Genomic DNA, 15608 nt, shown 5'->3' on the forward strand with positions numbered 1-15608 from the left:
GACATGACGACTTCGAGCCTCTTCGGGATCCTGGCGATCGCCGCGTTCGCGCTGGTGTGTGTGTTCGCCGTGGTCGCCTTCCTGTTCACCAGGCGGATGATGGGTCGCCCACATGTCGTGCTGGGCCTCGACATCGGCGCCGTGCGCTCCGCCGTGCGCAAGGTCGGCAAACGTGAGCCGCTCACCGACGACGAACTGAACCTGGCCCGGCAGGTCCTCTCCGACCGTGGCAGTGTGCTGGCACTGGCCGTTCCGGCCACCCTTTTCTGCCTCGGCTGCTTCTATGTGTTCGGCAGCCTCGAGCAACTGCACGGCCACACCCCCTCGGAGCGAACGTTCCTCGGCGTCATCCCGATGATCACGTCCACCAACATGGCCATTCAGGTGCTCAGAAGCGCCCGGCTGAAGCGGCGGCTGCCGCGTGCCGCCGCCACTGCGCGACGCGACGCCGCGGGGTCCCCCGGATGAGGCCGCACCGACAATCGCAGTGTTTTCTTACATTTGGGCAGAAAACCCACGCAGACGCTTCGCACATGTGGCAGGCATTCACCAGCTGACGCGCCCCGGTCCGCTCCGTCGATGCGGAATCGTTATAGCTCGTTTAGCCTGTGCGGTGGCCGGGTGCTCCTACCTGAACGTTAATTAGCTCGGCGGAGGGTGGTACGGCCGTGGATTCAGATGATCCGAACGTTGGTGAGCGGGTGCGTCCGACGATGCCGCGCGCGTCGTTCGACGGCTGGCCGCTGCGCTGGAAAGTCGCGGCGACGCTGGTCCTGCCGATCCTGCTGGCCGCGACGTTCGGCGCGGTCCGGATCTACAACGAACTCACCGACGCATCCCGGTTGGGCGTCGTATCCGACAGCGCCGCGATCGTCGTACCCGCGGTCGGGATGGTCGACCGCCTCGATGCGCTCGCCGACGCCGCGGCCTCGCGCGCACCCACCGATGAACCCGCCGCCGCGTTCGACACGAGCGTGGCGGACCTGGCTTCGCTGGTCACGTCCACCGAACTCGACCAGAAGGTCGCGACCGACCTGACGACCGCATCGTCGACGGCCAAGACCCTGCGGGACGCGATCGGATCCGGCCCGGTGCCGCAGCCCGAGATCGCCGACCGGGCCGACAGCGTGGCCACCGACGTGGTGTCGGCGATCGCGCGGACCACCGCCAACGCCGACGACAGTGCCGTGCGCCCGCTGGCCGACCAGCTGGTGAGCGCCCTTTCGGCGCAGCGCGCACTGACCGCGCAGCGGGTGCTGGTGGCCACGCCGGGCTTCCTCGATTCGGTCGAGCTGCGCACCGCCGCCGCGGACGCGGCCGGTGCGGAGGCCGCGGCCATCGACCGGCTGGCCCAGCTGACATCCAGCGACGAGATCACGGCGTTGCGCAGTGCCTCCGACGTGCGCCGCGCCACCTACAACCGGCCGCTGGGCGAGTCCGTGGACACGCCCGCGTTCACCGGCGCGATGCAGACGAGCGTCGACCAGTACCAGGCGATGACCCAGCGGCTCTCGTCCGACCTCGACGGCACCCTGCACGCCCGGGCCAACACCTTGCGGTCCGATGCGCTGCGTGACACCGCGATCATCCTCGGTGCGGTGCTGGCCGCACTGGCCTTTGCCCTCGCGGTCGGCCGGTCGCTGATCCGGTCGATCGCCCGTCTTCGCCGCGGCGCGCTGCACGTCGCGCAGGTCGAGCTGCCGGAGGAGATCGAACGGCTGAGCAAGGGCGGTGGCGTCCCGGACATCACCGCGTTGCCGGTCACGACCAAAGAGGAGGTCGGGCAGCTGGCCCGGGCGATCGACGACATCCACTCGCAGGCCGTCCGGCTGGCCGGCGAGCACGGGGTCCGCATCCAGATCGGCGATATGTTCGAGACGTTGTCCCGCCGAAGCCGATCGCTCATCGACGAACAGCTCGCGCTCATCGAGACCCTCGAGCTCGACGAGGAGGATCCGTCCCGGCTCGACCATCTGTTCCGGCTCGACCATCTCGCCACCCGGATGCGCCGCAACGGCGACAACCTGCTGGTCCTGGCCGATACCGTGGAGCGCCACCGCGCGTCGGCCCCCGTCGCGCTGCCCGATGTGCTGCGCGCCGCGATGTCCGAGGTGGAGGAATACCGACGGGTCCAGGTCGGGGCCGTGGGCGACATCTCCGTCTCGGGCGCGGCGGCCGGTGACATCGGCCATCTGATCGCCGAACTGCTCGACAACGCGCTCCGCTACTCCCCACCGGAGTCACCGGTCATGGTGACGGTCGGGCGGGCCGTCGACGCCGGCCTGCTGGTCGAGGTCGCCGACCGCGGTCTGGGCATGCCCAAGGACGATCTGGACGCGGCCAACGATCGGCTCGCCCTCGGCGGCGAGGTGACCTCCGAGACCGCCAAGCGGATGGGCCTGTTCGTCGTCGGCCGGCTGGCGGCCCGGCACGGCGCGACGGTGCGGCTGCGCACCACCGCCGGGCTGACCGACCGGCCCGGGGTGACCGCGAGTGTGCACCTGCCCGGCGCACTGCTCGCGCCACCGTCGGGGATGGTCGACACGGCCGACAGCCAGGCATTCGCCGCCCCGCCCCGCTCACCACGGCACGGCCGGACCCCGGACCGGGCCCTCGCGAGCGGATTCGGTTCCGGGCCGGGCACCGACGCCCCGCCGGAGCCGGCTCGCGACCACGGGTCGCCGCCCCAGGTTCATGCGGCCAAGAACGGCAGCACGCTGCCCAAGCGGTCGCCGGGCGCGAGCGGGGTCACCGGCGCGACCGCCACCGGCGGGTACGGCCTCGCGGCAACGGAGCCGGCTCCCGCCGAGAAACCCGCGCGCCCAGCACGGGGTAACGCGCTGTCCTATTTCACGTCCGCGCCCTCCCCGGCCGAACCGCCGGTCCCCGAGCCCGAGCGTCCGCCCGAGGCCACCCCGGCGGACATCGAGGCCGAGAGTTTGGAGAGCGCGCCGATCTTCGACCGGATGGCATCGGAATGGCTGATGGACCCGACCACGCCGGAATCGCGGAACCGGGTCTGGGCGAGCCCGTCGGACGCCGCCTGGGCTGCGGCCGCCAAGGCCGTCGAACAGGAACCGCAGCGCCACACCGGCACCGGGCTGCCGATCCGCGAACGGGGCGCACGCCTGGTGCCGGACAATGCCGGTTCGGGCGCGCACGCCAGGTCGGATATGGGTAAAGATCCCGGAGCGATCCGAGACATCCTCAGCCGACAGCTCGCCGGGGTTCGCCGCGGCCGAGCCGAAACCGATGCAGCACACAGCCGAATCGAAGGAGACCGATGAACACCGGAACGCAACCAGACGCCCGGTCGGCCAGCTCCGCTGCCACAGCTCCCACGACCGCGACGACACGGCGCACCCTCGACTGGTTCATGTCGAACTTCGTGCGTGACGTGTCGGGTGTCACCCATGCGATCCTGGTCTCCGCCGACGGCCTGCTGATGGCCTCCAACACCCATCTGCCCGCCGACCGCGCCGAACAGTTGGCCGCCGTGACATCCGGGTTGGCGAGCCTGTCGACCGGTGCCGCCCGGTTGTTCGAAGCCGGCAACGTCCGCCAGTCGATCGTCGAGATGGACGACGGCTTCCTGCTGCTGATGGGTGTCGGAAACGGCTCGTATCTCGCGACTCTCGCGTCCGTCTCATGCGATATCGGACAGGTCGGGTACGAGATGGCGTTGCTCGTCGACCGGGTCGGCAAGACCATCCAGGCGACGCCGCGCGCCGACCAGGCCATGTGATGACACTCAGCATGGACAAACCCGGACCCAGACAGCCGGCCAGTCGGGCCAGGCCGTACACGCTCACCGGCGGGCGGACCCGCAGCAGGGTCGAGATGCCGATCGAGGCTCCCGTGGAGGCCCTGGCCTCAGGTGCCGAACTCGACTGCGCGCCCGGCGACATCCCCGCCGTCATCCTCCGACTGTGCAGCGGCCGGCCTTCGGTCGCCGAGATCTCGGCCTACGCCGGTATCCCGATCGGGGTGACCCGGGTGCTGGTCGGAGACCTGGTGGAGAGTGGCCACCTACGCATCCACGCCACGCTGACAGACCGTTCGACCACGACAGAGCGGCGCCAACTGATCGAGAGGACCCTCAGTGGATTACGCGCACTCTGACTCCGACACCACGATGGCGTCGACGAAGATCGTGATCGCCGGTGGCTTCGGCGTCGGCAAGACCACGTTCGTCGGCGCGGTTTCGGAGATCATGCCGTTGCGCACCGAGGCCCTTGTCACCAATGTCTCGCACGGGCACGACGACCTCGACGCGATCCCCGGTAAAGAAACCACCACGGTGGCAATGGACTTCGGCAGGATCACGATCGCAAGCGACCTCGTGCTCTACCTGTTCGGCACGCCGGGGCAACGCCGGTTCTGGTTCATGTGGGACGACCTGGTGCACGGCGCGATCGGCGCCATCGTCCTGGTCGACACCCGAAGGCTCGAGGACAGCTTCGCCGCCGTCGATTTCTTCGAGGCCCGCAGCCTGCCGTTCCTGATCGCCGTCAACGAATTCGACGACGCGCCGGTGCACGACTTCGACGATCTGCGCGAAGCACTGGCGGTCTCCCCGGGGGTGCCGATCATCGGTGTCGATGCACGACAGCGCGATTCGGCGAAGAACGCGCTGATCTCACTCACCTCATATGCGCTGGACCGTCTGACGACGACGGTCCACTGATCCACGCGCCCGCCCGTTTAAGGAATAAACATGAACCATCACGTGCATCACTTCGACATGGGCCTGTGGCTGCTGTTCCTGGCCTACATCGTCTCGGTGACCGGCTCGGTCGTCGGGCTGGCGTGCACCCGCTGCAGCGCAAGGGCCGACAGCGAACGTGGCAGGCTGCGCTGGCTCCTGATGGCGTCGATCGCCATCGGTGGTGTCGGGATCTGGCTCATGCACTTCATCGCGATGCTCGGCTTCGCGGTGCCCAACAGCGTGGTCCGCTACCACCTCGGCTGGACGGTCGCATCGGCGGTGCTGGCGATCTCCGCGGTCTTCGCCGGGCTGGTCACGATCGGCCGGACCCTCGACGTGCGCAGGCTCATCGCCGGAGGCGTGATCACCGGGCTGGCCGTCGCCCTGATGCACTACACCGGGATGTGGGCGATGCAGATCCAGGGCGACATCTCCTACGACACCACGCTGGTCGCGCTGTCGTTCGTGATCGCCGTGGTCGCCGCGACGGCCGCGCTGTGGTTCACCCTGGTGCTCAAGACCCGGGCCATGCGATTCGTCGCGGGCCTGGTGATGGGCGTCGCCGTCGTCGGCATGCACTACACCGGTATGGCCGCGGTGCGGGTCACCGTCGACAGGTCGCTGCCGGTTCCCGGTGGGCCCGAGGTGTTCTCGTTCCTGTTCCCGGTGTTCGTGATCGGCCTGCTCGCGCTCGTCGTCCCCATCACCGCCGTGATGCTGGCATCCGATCCCGCCGCCGCCGACGACGAGGGCGAATCACGCGCCGTCGCCACGTCGTCCGGGCGCCATCGCTGACCGCGAATCAGAAGAGTCGATACGCCTCGCGGGCGATCGAGAAGCCGTGGCCGGAACCGGTATCCCGGCAGGTCATCGCCGATTCGGAGCTTTCGCACCGGATCGGGCCCGCGGTGATCGCCGCGCCGTAGGCCAGCGGCTCCCCGGAACCGGTTCGTGCGGTATCACCCGCGCACAGAAACCGAGCCGGTTCACCCACCCCGACCGCGACGGCCTTCCCGTAATCGAGCCTGCAGTCGGCCGGGCGGGGCGGCGGTGACCAGTCCTGCTGGTCGATATCGCAGCGCACACCGGTCGGAGTGATCTGGCAGCCGACGTTACCGCTCGGTGAGCCGAACGCGGTGAGTTCGTGGACCTCCCGGTCCCCCGGCGCGGCGTGCGCCGACGACACCGTGGAGAATCCCGCGAGCATCAGCACGGCGAATTCAACAATGGCCATACGTCTCATCGGGCGGCCCCGTCCGGTCAGTGGATCCGCCAATCGATGCTACGAGACGCGCGCCGCCGAGAACACCCCCGTCTCAGCCGGCCAGGTGCCCCCAGGCCGGTTCGAGGTCGGCCCAGGCACCGGTCGCGGCGATCGCACCGTCGACCAGAACGACCACACGGTCCGCCCGGGCCAGCGCCGCCCGCTTGGAGGTGGCACCGAGCACCGTGACACCGCGGGCGCGCAGGGCCGCCCACAGCTGCGCCTCGGTGGTGGCGTCGACGGCGCTGGAGATATCGTCGGCCAGAAGCAGTTCCGGCTCCACGGCCAGCGCCCTGGCCAGCGCCAGCCGCTGGACCTGCCCACCGGACAGGCGGACACCGCGATGCCCGACCAGCGCATCGAGCCCGCCCGCGGCCTCGATGTCGGGCCCCAACCCGGCATCCGCGACGGCCCGGCCGATCTCGCGGTCGTGATCGAGGCGCACATTGTCGGCGAACGTACCGGACAGGACCCGCGGCACCTGTGCGACGTAGGCGACCCGGCCGGGTCGCAGAAACGTCTGCGCATCGCCGACCTCGACGCCGTTCCAGCGGATGTCGCCGGTATGGCCGACGAGCCCGCACAACGCCAGCAGCAGGCTCGATTTACCCGACCCGACCTGGCCCAGGAGCAGGACGAGTTCGCCGGCCGCGACGGTGAGATCGACACCGGAGACGCCGCGGGTCCCGTCGTCGTGCACCGCGGCAACACCACTCAGTTCGAGACGGCGCAACGGTGTTCGCCGCGCGGGCTGCGGCGGCGGTGCGGTCCCGGCCACCACGTCGACCCCCGGCGGAACGTCCATCAGATCGGCGCCGCCGGCGAACCGGCTGGTCGCCAGCTGCCAGGCCCGGGTCCCCGGTGCGTCGGTGACAACCGCACCGGCCACACTGCCGAAGTAGTCGAATCCGGCTACCGCACCCGAAACGAGTAGCGCCACAGCCAGATTCCAGCCGTCGAGGAGGTAGACGATCCAGGCCGCCACGACCCCGAGCTGCACCATCAGCACCGGTACGCCGAAAAGTACCGCCTGCACCTGGTGTTCGCGTACGGCGGCGCCGACCCGCCCGCTGTCGACCTGCCCGAGGTGTGCGCGGACATCGCCGGTGGCGGCGCAGAGTTTGACGGTGCGGACGCTCTCCAGCACCGATACCAGGGTCCGGCCGAAGTTGGCCCGGGTTGCCGACGCCGCGGCCGCCGACCGTCCCGCCGCGGGGCGGCCGGCCACCGAGGTGGCCGCCGCCGCGACCATCACGGCCAGCAGGATGGCTCCCGCGACGGCCGTGCCACCGAGGAAGGACGCGGTGACGGCGATGACCACCCCGCTGACCACGTCGTTGCAACGGTCGGCGTACCGCAGGAAGCGGTCGGAGTCGAGCACGCGCGATACCACTTCGCCCGGCGGGGTCCGGGCCAGCCGGTGCTGCCGAGTCTGCGCGTCCAGCACGCACATCCGGATCCGCAGCGCGCACGCCGACCACCACGGCAGGAACCGGCGGAGGGCCAGGGCCAGCAGGAAGGGCTCGGCTCCGATGCTGAGCACCACGGCCACCGTGAGCAGGATCGGTGCCGCGCCGGCCTCCAGATTCTGCACCAGATTGCCCCAGAGGAATCCGCTGACGGCGCCCGTCGCGCCGATCAACCCGGTGAGCATGAACAGTGCGGCCCCGAGCAGCCCCCAGGCCGGGTAGACCCGGACCATGTGGGCGATCCCACGGGCCAGGCTCGGGCCCCCGTCGACGTCGGGCAACTCGGGCGGCGGGCCCTGGCGTCGCACGCCACCGATCCCGGTCTCGTCATCGACGGCGGCGGCCGGCGCGTCACCGTCGCCGTAGGCGTCGAGCAGCCGGCGGAACGGGCCCGGCCGGCTTTCCAACTCGGCCCGCGGACCCTGCTCGACGATGCGGCCGGCGTCCAGCACCGCCACCTGATCGGCCCGGGCGACCGTCGAAAGGCGGTGGGCGATCAGTATTCCCGTACGTCCGGTCAGCAGCCGGTCGGCCGCCCGCACCACCCGCGCCTCGGTGACCGGGTCCATCCGTGCCGTCGCCTCGTCCAGAACGACCACCCGCACGGTGCGCACCAGCAGGCGGGCGAACGCGACGAGCTGCTCCTCCCCGGCGGACAGCGTCGTGCCGCCGGGCCCGAGCACCGTGTCGAGCCCGTCCGGCAGGCCGTCGACCCAGTCGGTCAGGTCGAGTTCGGCGACGGCGTCCTCGACGCGCCGGCGCGGCAGGTCGGCGAACATGGCGATGTTCTGCGCCAGCGTGCCCGCCAGGATCTCGGTGCGTTGCGTGACCACCCCGACCGCTGACCGCAGCTTCTGCAGGTCAATGTCGAGGACATCGACGCCACCGACGAACAGTGCACCGCGTTCGGGATCGAGTGCCCGCGAGATCAGCGACGCGAGCGTCGACTTGCCCGAGCCGGTCCGCCCGACCAGCGCGCAGGTGCTGTCCGCGGCCACCCGCAGCGTGATGTTCTCCAGGGCGAACGTGCCGTCGGGGTAGGTGAAGTGCAGATCGTCGAATGCGATATCGACGGCGCCGTCCGGAAAGTCGCGGCCGCCCTTGGGTTCCGGTTCGCTCGCGAGCAGTTGCCGGAGCCGGATGACGGCACCCATGCCGGCCTGCAGCTCGGGAAGTTGGCGGGCCAGCTGCGCTATTTCGTTGACCAGGGTGGCACTCACCAGGAACAGGGTGATCAGCCGGGCGATGTCGAGTCCGCCACCGGTGACGAGCACGACACCCGCAATCACGACGGCGCCCAGCAGGCCGTGCAGTAGGCCGCCGGCCCGGAGGGTGATGCGCGACTCGACGGAAACCACAGCCCGGAACCGGCGCTGGATGTTGGCCGACAGTTCGGCGCAGCGCCGCAGGACATGCGCCTGCCCGAGACCGGTGCGGATGTCGTCGCGCGCGGCGATGGCCTCCTCCATCACCGCGGCGTGGTCGGTCCAGGCGATCTCCTCGGCGACCTTGCGTTCACTGAGTTGGCGCAGCAGCGACCGGATCACCAGATACGTCAGCGGGCCGACGATGGGGAAGGCGATCCAGGCCGGCCACCAGGTCAGGCCGGCCACGATCCACATCGGTACCGCCGAGAACAGCGTGCGCAGCGCGTCCCAGAGCTGCTGGCGGACCAGGGACCCGACTTCGTGGGTGTCGTCGTCGACGCGGTCGAGGACCTCGCCGACGGCCTGTTCGGACAGCCGGTCGAGCGGCTGATTCAGCGCGGCATTGAGCAGGTCGCCGCGCAGGCGCCCTTCGGCCCGGTCGGCGATGGTCGCCCAGACCGTGCGGCCCATGGTGTCCAGCAGCGCGTATCCCACCAGGCAGCCGGCCAGAATCGTGACGGTGGCCCACACCGGGTCGGCGGCGAGGCGCCCGATGACGACCGTGCCCAGCGACTGCAGGGTCGCGGCGAGCATCAGGGCGACCAGCGCGACGCCGGCCCCTGGCCCGCGCAACCGACGCCAGTCGACGGTGCGGTCCGGACTCCGGCCCGCGGTCGTCGGCATGCGCGTGACCGCGGGGTCGGTGGTCATGGTCATCGGTGGAGACGCTACGCACCGACTGCCGCCCATGCGTGTATTGCCGCGGTGCGCACGCGTTAGTGTGCTGTGGTCGGCCTTACCGAACAGGCCGGTAGAACAGTTGAGCAAATCCATGACCGCAGTACCAGAAGCGTCGGCGATCGAATCGCGAGTCGGCCACTACTACCAGATCGAGGACACCTACCAGGTCGGCCGCGAGAAGGTCCGCGAGTACGCGCGCGCCGTACAGGACTACCACCCCGCGCACTGGGATCTCTCCGCCGCGGCCGAGCTGGGCTATTCGGGCCTGGTGGCGCCGCTGACGTTCACGTCGACCCCGGCCATGGCGGCCAACCGTCACCTGTTCGAATCGGTGGTCACCGGGTATGACACCTACCTGCAGACCGAGGAGGTCTTCGAGCAGCACCGTCCGATCGTGGACGGCGACGACCTGAAGGTCGACGTCGAACTGTCGTCGGTGCGCCGGATCGCCGGCCGCGACCTGATCACCGTGACCAACACGTTCACCGACACCGCGGGCGAAGTGGTGCACACGCTGCACACCACGGTCGTGGGCCTCACCGCCGACGATGTCGACCCCTCGATCAAGGTGGCCGTGCAGAAGGCGATGATGCACGACGTCGACATCCTCAGGGTCGGTTCGTCGGACGCCCCGTACCAGAAGACGGTGCGCCCCGAGGGCGAGGTCAGGATCGCCGACGGCACCGCCCGCACGCCGGGGTCACCGTCCTTCGACGACGTCGCGGTCGGCGACGCGCTGCCGGTCCGCCACACCCGACTGTCCCGCGGCGATCTGGTCAACTACGCCGGTGTGGCCGGCGACGCCAACCCCATTCACTGGGATGAGGACATCGCCAAGCTGGCCGGCCTGCCCGACGTGATCGCCCACGGCATGCTCACCATGGGATTGGGCGCCGGGTTCGCCTCCACCTGGTCCGGCGACCCCGGCGCGGTGACCCGCTACGCGGTACGGCTGTCGCAGCCCGCGATCGTGTCGGCGGCCGAGGGCGCCGACTTCGAGTTCAGCGGCCGGGTCAAGTCGCTGGATCCGGCGACCCGCACCGGCGTCGTCATCGTCGCCGCGAAGTCCGGTGACCGCAAGATCTTCGGCCTGGCGACGCTGAACGTCCGTTTCCGCTGACCGGCGGACCGTCCCCCCGGGTCAGTCGTCGAGCAGCTCGTCGGCCTTGACCGGGAACCTGCGGGTGTAGAGCATCATCGCGGCGGCGATCAGCGGCAGCACACCGAGTGCGTAGATGCCGGCCGAGCCTGCCGCGTCGTTGACGATCTCGTTGACCTTGGTCCGCAGGATCGGCGCGATGAACCCGCCGAGGTTGCCGAGGGAGTTGATCAGGCCGATCCCCGCTGCCGCCGCCGCACCGGTGAGGAAGGCGGTGGGGTAGGACCAGACGATGGGTCCGACGGCGAGGAAGCTGCACACCGCCAAGGTGATGAAGAGCAGGCCGAGCACCGGTTGGTGATAGGTCCCGGCCCAGGCGGACCCGAAGATGCACAGACCGGTCGACAGGAACAGCATCGTCGCCCAAATGCGCCGGCGCGCAATGGTGGTCGACATGCGTCCGATCAGGTAGCAGGCGAAGATGCCGAAGAACCACGGGACACCGACCAGCAACCCGACCTTCAACCCGACCTTGGTGCCGGTGAGTTCGGACACCTGGGTGGGCAGGTAGAAGGTGACACCGTAGACCGCCACCTGCAGGCAGAAGTAGACGGTGGTGAAGTACCAGACCTTGCCGTTTCGCATCGCATTCCACACCCCGCTGGGACCGGTCTCGTCCTTGACCGTGTCCTCCTGCGCCATAACGTCTTTGAGCGCGGTCTTCTCGGCGGGTGAGAGGAACTTGGCCTGCTCGGGACCGTTGATCAGGAAGACGAAGGCGGCGAGTCCGGCGACGACGGCCAACAGCCCCTCAACCGCGAACATGACCTGCCAACCGTGCACGCCGGGCATCTGGTCACCGAGGTTGATCAACCAACCGGACAGCGGGGCACCCAGCATCTGGGATACCGGCTGCGCCAGGTAGAAGATGGCGAACATCTTCACCCGCACCTTGTTCGGGAACCAGGCCGCCAGAAACATGATCACCCCGGGGAAGAGCCCGGCCTCGGTCACCCCGAGCAGGAACCGCAGCGCGATGAACGTGTTCGGGCCTTGGACGAACGCGAAGCACGCCGAGACGATTCCCCAGGTGATCGCGATGCGGGCGAGCCAGAATTTCGCTCCGACCCGGTTGAGCATGAGGTTGCTGGGTATCTCGAACAGGGCGTAGCCGATGAAGAATATCCCCGCACCCAGTGCGTAGGCACCCGCGGAGACCCCGCGGTCCACCTCGAGCGCCTCGGCCGCGAAGCCGACGTTCGTACGGTCGAGGAACGCGACGATGTAGAGGATGACGAGCATCGGCATCAGCCGGCGTGACGCCTTGGAGATCGCCGATGCGAGAACAGGGTCGCGCAGCAGCTCCCTGCTCGCGGTCAGATCCACGGTCGACATCAGTACTCCTATCGAAGGATGTTGCGATAAAGATGATTTGAGCGGGACGGGTGCGGCATCAGCCGGTGCCGAAGATCAGTACCAGTCCGACGGCGCAGATGACGATGCCGACGGTCAGGTACAGCAGTCGCTCGCGAGACCATCGGGGCGGGCCGTCAGTACGCATTGCGGACAACTCCTCGTGCTGCGGTGGGTCGGGTGTCACTTGAGTGGGGCGGGCCCGAGTTCGTCGAGCAGTTTCTGCATCAGCACGTAGGCCTTGTTCCGGTACGCGATGAGCTCCGGGGTGCGCTCCGCCGGGACGTCCAGAAAGCCCGCACCGGTCTTGGTTCCGAGCTTGCCCGCCGCTACCAGTTCGGTCAGGACCCGTGGTGTCGCGAAACGCTCGGGGAAGCCGGTCTGCAGAGACTTGTAACAGAAGTCGTATACGTCCAGCCCGGCCATGTCGGCGATGGCGAACGGGCCGAAGAAGGGCAGCCGGAAGCCGAACGTCGTGCGGACCAGGGTGTCGATGTCGTCGGCGGTCGCCGTGCCCTCTTCCACCAGTTGGGTCGCTTCGTGAAAGAGCGCGTACTGCAGCCGATTCAACACGAACCCGGTGACATCCTTGACCTGGGCGGTGGACTTTCCGATGTCGTGGATCAGCTGCCGGGTCCGGGCCACCACGTCCTCGTCGGTGCCGGCGTGCGGAATGATCTCGACCCCGGGGATGAACGGCGACGGGTTGCTGAAGTGGACGCCGAGGAACCGGCCCGGATTGGCCACGGCATCGGCCATGTCCGCGATGGAGATCGTCGAGGTGTTCGAACCGATGATGGCGTCCGGCGCGGCGGCGGCGCTGATTTCACGCAGGGTGTCGTGTTTGATCGACAGGACCTCCGGCACCGCTTCTTCGATGAAATGGGCGTCGGCGACCGCGTCGGCGATCGTGGCGACGGGCCGGAGGTTGGCTTCCAGGGTGGCGGTGGCGTCCTGCGGGAACAGCCCCTGGTCGACGAAGTCCTTCGATTCGCCGATCAGCCGGTGGTAGTTCGCTTCGGCGGTCTCGGCGTTGACGTCGGCGATGGCGACGCGGGCCCCGGCGAGGCCGAAGACCTGCGCTATGCCGCCGCCCATGTATCCCGACCCGATTACTGCGATATCTCTCATCGTGTTTGTGTCGCTCACTCTCACTGTCGTCATCGATCGGGACCTGCGAACAGGACGGGTCGGCCCACGTCATCGGGGGCGTCCTCGTGCGTCACCGCCCGGGTGAGGTGTACACCTCAGGCCGAGCGTCATGAGAGCTGAGTCACAGATATTCCTATAGGAAATAGGATCGAGGATTGGCTGTCAAGCGATTCCTATAGGATCTTTTCGTGGCTTCTGAAGGCGTCGCCTCGCGACCTGTCCGACAGGTTCTGACCGACCACGTCTACGACACGCTGCTGGAAACGCTGATGGATGGCAGGTACCGGCCGAGCGAAGCCCTCAGCATCGACGGCATCGCCCGCGAACTGGATGTGTCGGCGACCCCGGTGCGCGAGGCGCTCGCCCGCCTCGAGGTGACCGGTTTGGTGATTCGGGTCGCGCTACGCGGCTACCGGGTCGCGCCATTGCCGAACACCACCGAGCTCACCGAACTGATGGACGCCCGGCTGGTCATCGAACCGGTCAACGCCGCGCGCGCCTGCGAGCGGGCCACTCCCGATCTGCTCGAGGCGCTGGAGCGGTCGATCTCGGATCTGCGCATCGCACCGAGGGGGACCGAATTCGCCAAGTACCGGGAGTACTGGCAGGCCGATTTGCGCTTCCACGAGCTCATCGCCGAGGCCGCGGACAACCGATTCCTCATGATGGCGCACAACTGCCTCGGCGGGTCGGTACAGCGGTTCAGGCTCTTCACCGGACTGGGCGTCACCGATGCCGAGTACGCGATCGATGAGCACACCACGATTCTGGATACGTTTCACGCCAGGTCACCCGAACAAGCCCGGCAGGCGATGATCAACCACCTGCACGGGGTCAAGAACCGGGGTTTCAAGGATCTCGTCGACCACGGTTGAGGTGCCGCCGTCAGTCCACGAACCGGTACCAATTCGGCTGCACACGTCACCGTTCCGTCACCGGTCGGTCCGGCGCAGATCCGTAACGCAACGCTCTCGGTGAGACACCCAGTCACGACAACCCCGAGATGCCAAAGGACTCACCGATGAAGCTGCGATTCGCCGCCGCCCTGGCCGCCCTTGCCGTTGTGTTGGCGGCGTGCGGTTCCCAATCCGCCGCCGCGCCGGCGTCGCCGGCCCAGCTGCAGTTCAACGCCACCACCCTCGACGGCGCCGACTTCGTCGGCGCCAGCCTGCTCGGCAAGCCTGCCGTGCTGTGGTTCTGGGCACCCTGGTGCCCCAACTGCCAGCGTGAGGCGCCGCAGGTGGCGCGCGCCGCCGCCGACAATCCCGGCGTGACCTTCGTCGGAGTGGCCGCCCAAGACCAGGTTCCGGCCATGAAGGAATTCGTCGACAAGTACTCGGTCGGCGGGTTCACCCAGCTGGCCGATACCGACGCCGCGGTGTGGGCCAGGTTCGGCGTGACCTACCAACCGGCGTATGCGTTCATCGGGTCCGACGGCAACATCGATACGGTCAAGAGCGGTCTGTCCGAATCGGAACTGACCGAACGCGTGACCTCGCTGGCCGACCGGTGATCGACGGCGCCGCGCTCGGTTTCGCACTGGGTGCCGGGCTGGTGGCCGCGCTCAATCCGTGCGGATTCGCCTTCCTGCCCGGCTATCTGGGACTGGTCATCGCCGGCACCGATGCGGACAGGTCCCGGTCGGCGGCAGTCGTACGAGCCGGGCTGGCCACGGTCACCATGGCCGCCGGATTCCTCACCGTGTTCGGTGTGTTCGGTCTGCTCATATCGCCGCTGATTGCCTCGGCCCAGAAGTACCTCCCGTTCGCCACGGTGGTGATCGGAGCACTCCTCGTGGTGGCCGCGGTCTGGCTGCTCACGGGTCGGGACATCTCGATCCTGCTGCCCAAGCTCTCGGGCGGGTCACCGAACACCCGACTGTTCTCGATGTACGGCTACGGCCTGGCTTACGCGGTGGCCTCGCTGTCCTGCACGATCGCACCGTTTCTCGCGGTGATCAGCACGACGTTCAAACAGGGATCGGCACTCAACGGCGTTCTGGCCTTCATTGCCTACGCCGTCGGAATGAGCATCACCGTCGGGGTGGCCGCGATGGCCGTGGCCCTGGCCGGCGCATCGGCCACCACCGCGATCCGCCGGATACTGCCCTACGTCGGTCGGATCGCCGGTGTCATCGTGCTGTTGACCGGGCTCTACGTCACCTACTACGGCTATTACGAGATCCGGCTCTACTTCTCGAGTGGCGATCCCGACGATCCGATCATCACCGCCGCCGGCGCGGTCCAGACCTGGCTGGTCCGCCAGGTCGACGCTATCGGGGTGTGGCCGCTGTTGGCGGTGCTGGCCTTATTGATCGCGGTTGCGGTCTCATGGCGCGCGGTCTCTAGCCGAGCAGACGCAAACCTGCCCAAAAACTCTGGAAAATAGGCAGTTT

The 15608-nt window shown here is 68.6% G+C and carries 14 protein-coding genes; 10 read left to right on the plus strand and 4 right to left on the minus strand.

Going from position 1 to position 15608, the window contains the following annotated elements:
* The first annotated feature begins 3 nt into the window (after nt 1-3).
* From ACWDTP_RS14995 to ACWDTP_RS15020, 6 genes are all read left to right on the plus strand, one after another.
* On the plus strand, nt 4-468 hold the full coding sequence (locus ACWDTP_RS14995) for a hypothetical protein (protein ID WP_450021031.1): 465 nt from the start codon (nt 4-6) through the stop codon (nt 466-468).
* A gap of 200 nt (nt 469-668) precedes the next feature.
* The gene (locus ACWDTP_RS15000; RefSeq protein ID WP_450020962.1) at nt 669-3287 is read left to right on the plus strand and encodes a sensor histidine kinase; all 2619 of its coding nucleotides are present in this window, start codon (nt 669-671) and stop codon (nt 3285-3287) included.
* Nucleotides 3288-3376: 89 nt separating this feature from the next.
* Entirely contained in the window at nt 3377-3745 is a 369-nt protein-coding gene (locus ACWDTP_RS15005) for a roadblock/LC7 domain-containing protein (RefSeq protein ID WP_450021033.1), read from the plus strand.
* Entirely contained in the window at nt 3745-4122 is a 378-nt protein-coding gene (locus tag ACWDTP_RS15010; RefSeq protein WP_450020964.1) for a DUF742 domain-containing protein, read from the plus strand. Before ACWDTP_RS15005 ends, ACWDTP_RS15010 begins: the two co-directional genes overlap by 1 nt.
* 13 nt (nt 4123-4135) lie before the next feature.
* Nucleotides 4136-4687, plus strand: a complete 552-nt coding sequence (locus ACWDTP_RS15015) for a GTP-binding protein (protein ID WP_450021035.1) — start codon at nt 4136-4138, stop codon at nt 4685-4687.
* A 30-nt stretch (nt 4688-4717) separates the two neighbouring features.
* Nucleotides 4718-5503 (plus strand): MHYT domain-containing protein, encoded by a 786-nt coding sequence (locus tag ACWDTP_RS15020; protein ID WP_450020966.1) that lies wholly within the window; start codon nt 4718-4720, stop codon nt 5501-5503.
* 7 nt (nt 5504-5510) lie between these two features.
* Here the strand turns inward: ACWDTP_RS15020 and ACWDTP_RS15025 are convergent, their stop codons facing one another.
* Nucleotides 5511-5942, minus strand: a complete 432-nt coding sequence (locus tag ACWDTP_RS15025; protein ID WP_450020968.1) for a DUF6636 domain-containing protein — start codon at nt 5940-5942, stop codon at nt 5511-5513.
* Between the two features lie 82 nt (nt 5943-6024).
* Entirely contained in the window at nt 6025-9525 is a 3501-nt protein-coding gene (locus tag ACWDTP_RS15030) for an ATP-binding cassette domain-containing protein (RefSeq protein ID WP_450020970.1), read from the minus strand.
* Between the two features lie 115 nt (nt 9526-9640).
* Between ACWDTP_RS15030 and ACWDTP_RS15035 the strand changes: the two genes are divergently transcribed.
* Nucleotides 9641-10669, plus strand: coding sequence for a fused (3R)-hydroxyacyl-ACP dehydratase subunits HadA/HadB (locus ACWDTP_RS15035; protein ID WP_450020972.1), 1029 nt, complete (start codon nt 9641-9643; stop codon nt 10667-10669).
* Nucleotides 10670-10690: 21 nt separating this feature from the next.
* On the opposite strand, the gene ACWDTP_RS15040 is transcribed toward ACWDTP_RS15035, so the two are convergent.
* Complete coding sequence (locus tag ACWDTP_RS15040) at nt 10691-12043, minus strand: MFS transporter (RefSeq protein WP_450020974.1); 1353 nt, start codon at nt 12041-12043, stop codon at nt 10691-10693.
* Between the two features lie 201 nt (nt 12044-12244).
* Nucleotides 12245-13192 carry a 3-hydroxyacyl-CoA dehydrogenase family protein gene (locus ACWDTP_RS15045; protein ID WP_450020976.1) on the minus strand — a complete coding sequence of 316 codons (948 nt, stop codon included), beginning with the start codon at nt 13190-13192 and terminating at the stop codon, nt 12245-12247.
* 209 nt (nt 13193-13401) lie between these two features.
* On the opposite strand from ACWDTP_RS15045, the gene ACWDTP_RS15050 reads away from it, so the two are divergent.
* The 3 genes from ACWDTP_RS15050 (at nt 13402) to ACWDTP_RS15060 (ending at nt 15601) form a co-directional block, all read left to right on the plus strand.
* Nucleotides 13402-14088: a GntR family transcriptional regulator gene (locus ACWDTP_RS15050; RefSeq protein ID WP_450020978.1), complete on the plus strand. Its 687-nt coding sequence runs from the start codon at nt 13402-13404 to the stop codon at nt 14086-14088.
* A gap of 128 nt (nt 14089-14216) precedes the next feature.
* Nucleotides 14217-14726, plus strand: coding sequence for a protein disulfide oxidoreductase (locus tag ACWDTP_RS15055; RefSeq protein ID WP_450020980.1), 510 nt, complete (start codon nt 14217-14219; stop codon nt 14724-14726).
* Nucleotides 14723-15601, plus strand: coding sequence for a cytochrome c biogenesis CcdA family protein (locus tag ACWDTP_RS15060; RefSeq protein WP_450020982.1), 879 nt, complete (start codon nt 14723-14725; stop codon nt 15599-15601). Before ACWDTP_RS15055 ends, ACWDTP_RS15060 begins: the two co-directional genes overlap by 4 nt.
* The last annotated feature ends 7 nt before the right edge of the window (nt 15602-15608 follow it).

It is taken from the genome of Mycobacterium sp. NPDC003449 (assembly GCF_053588415.1).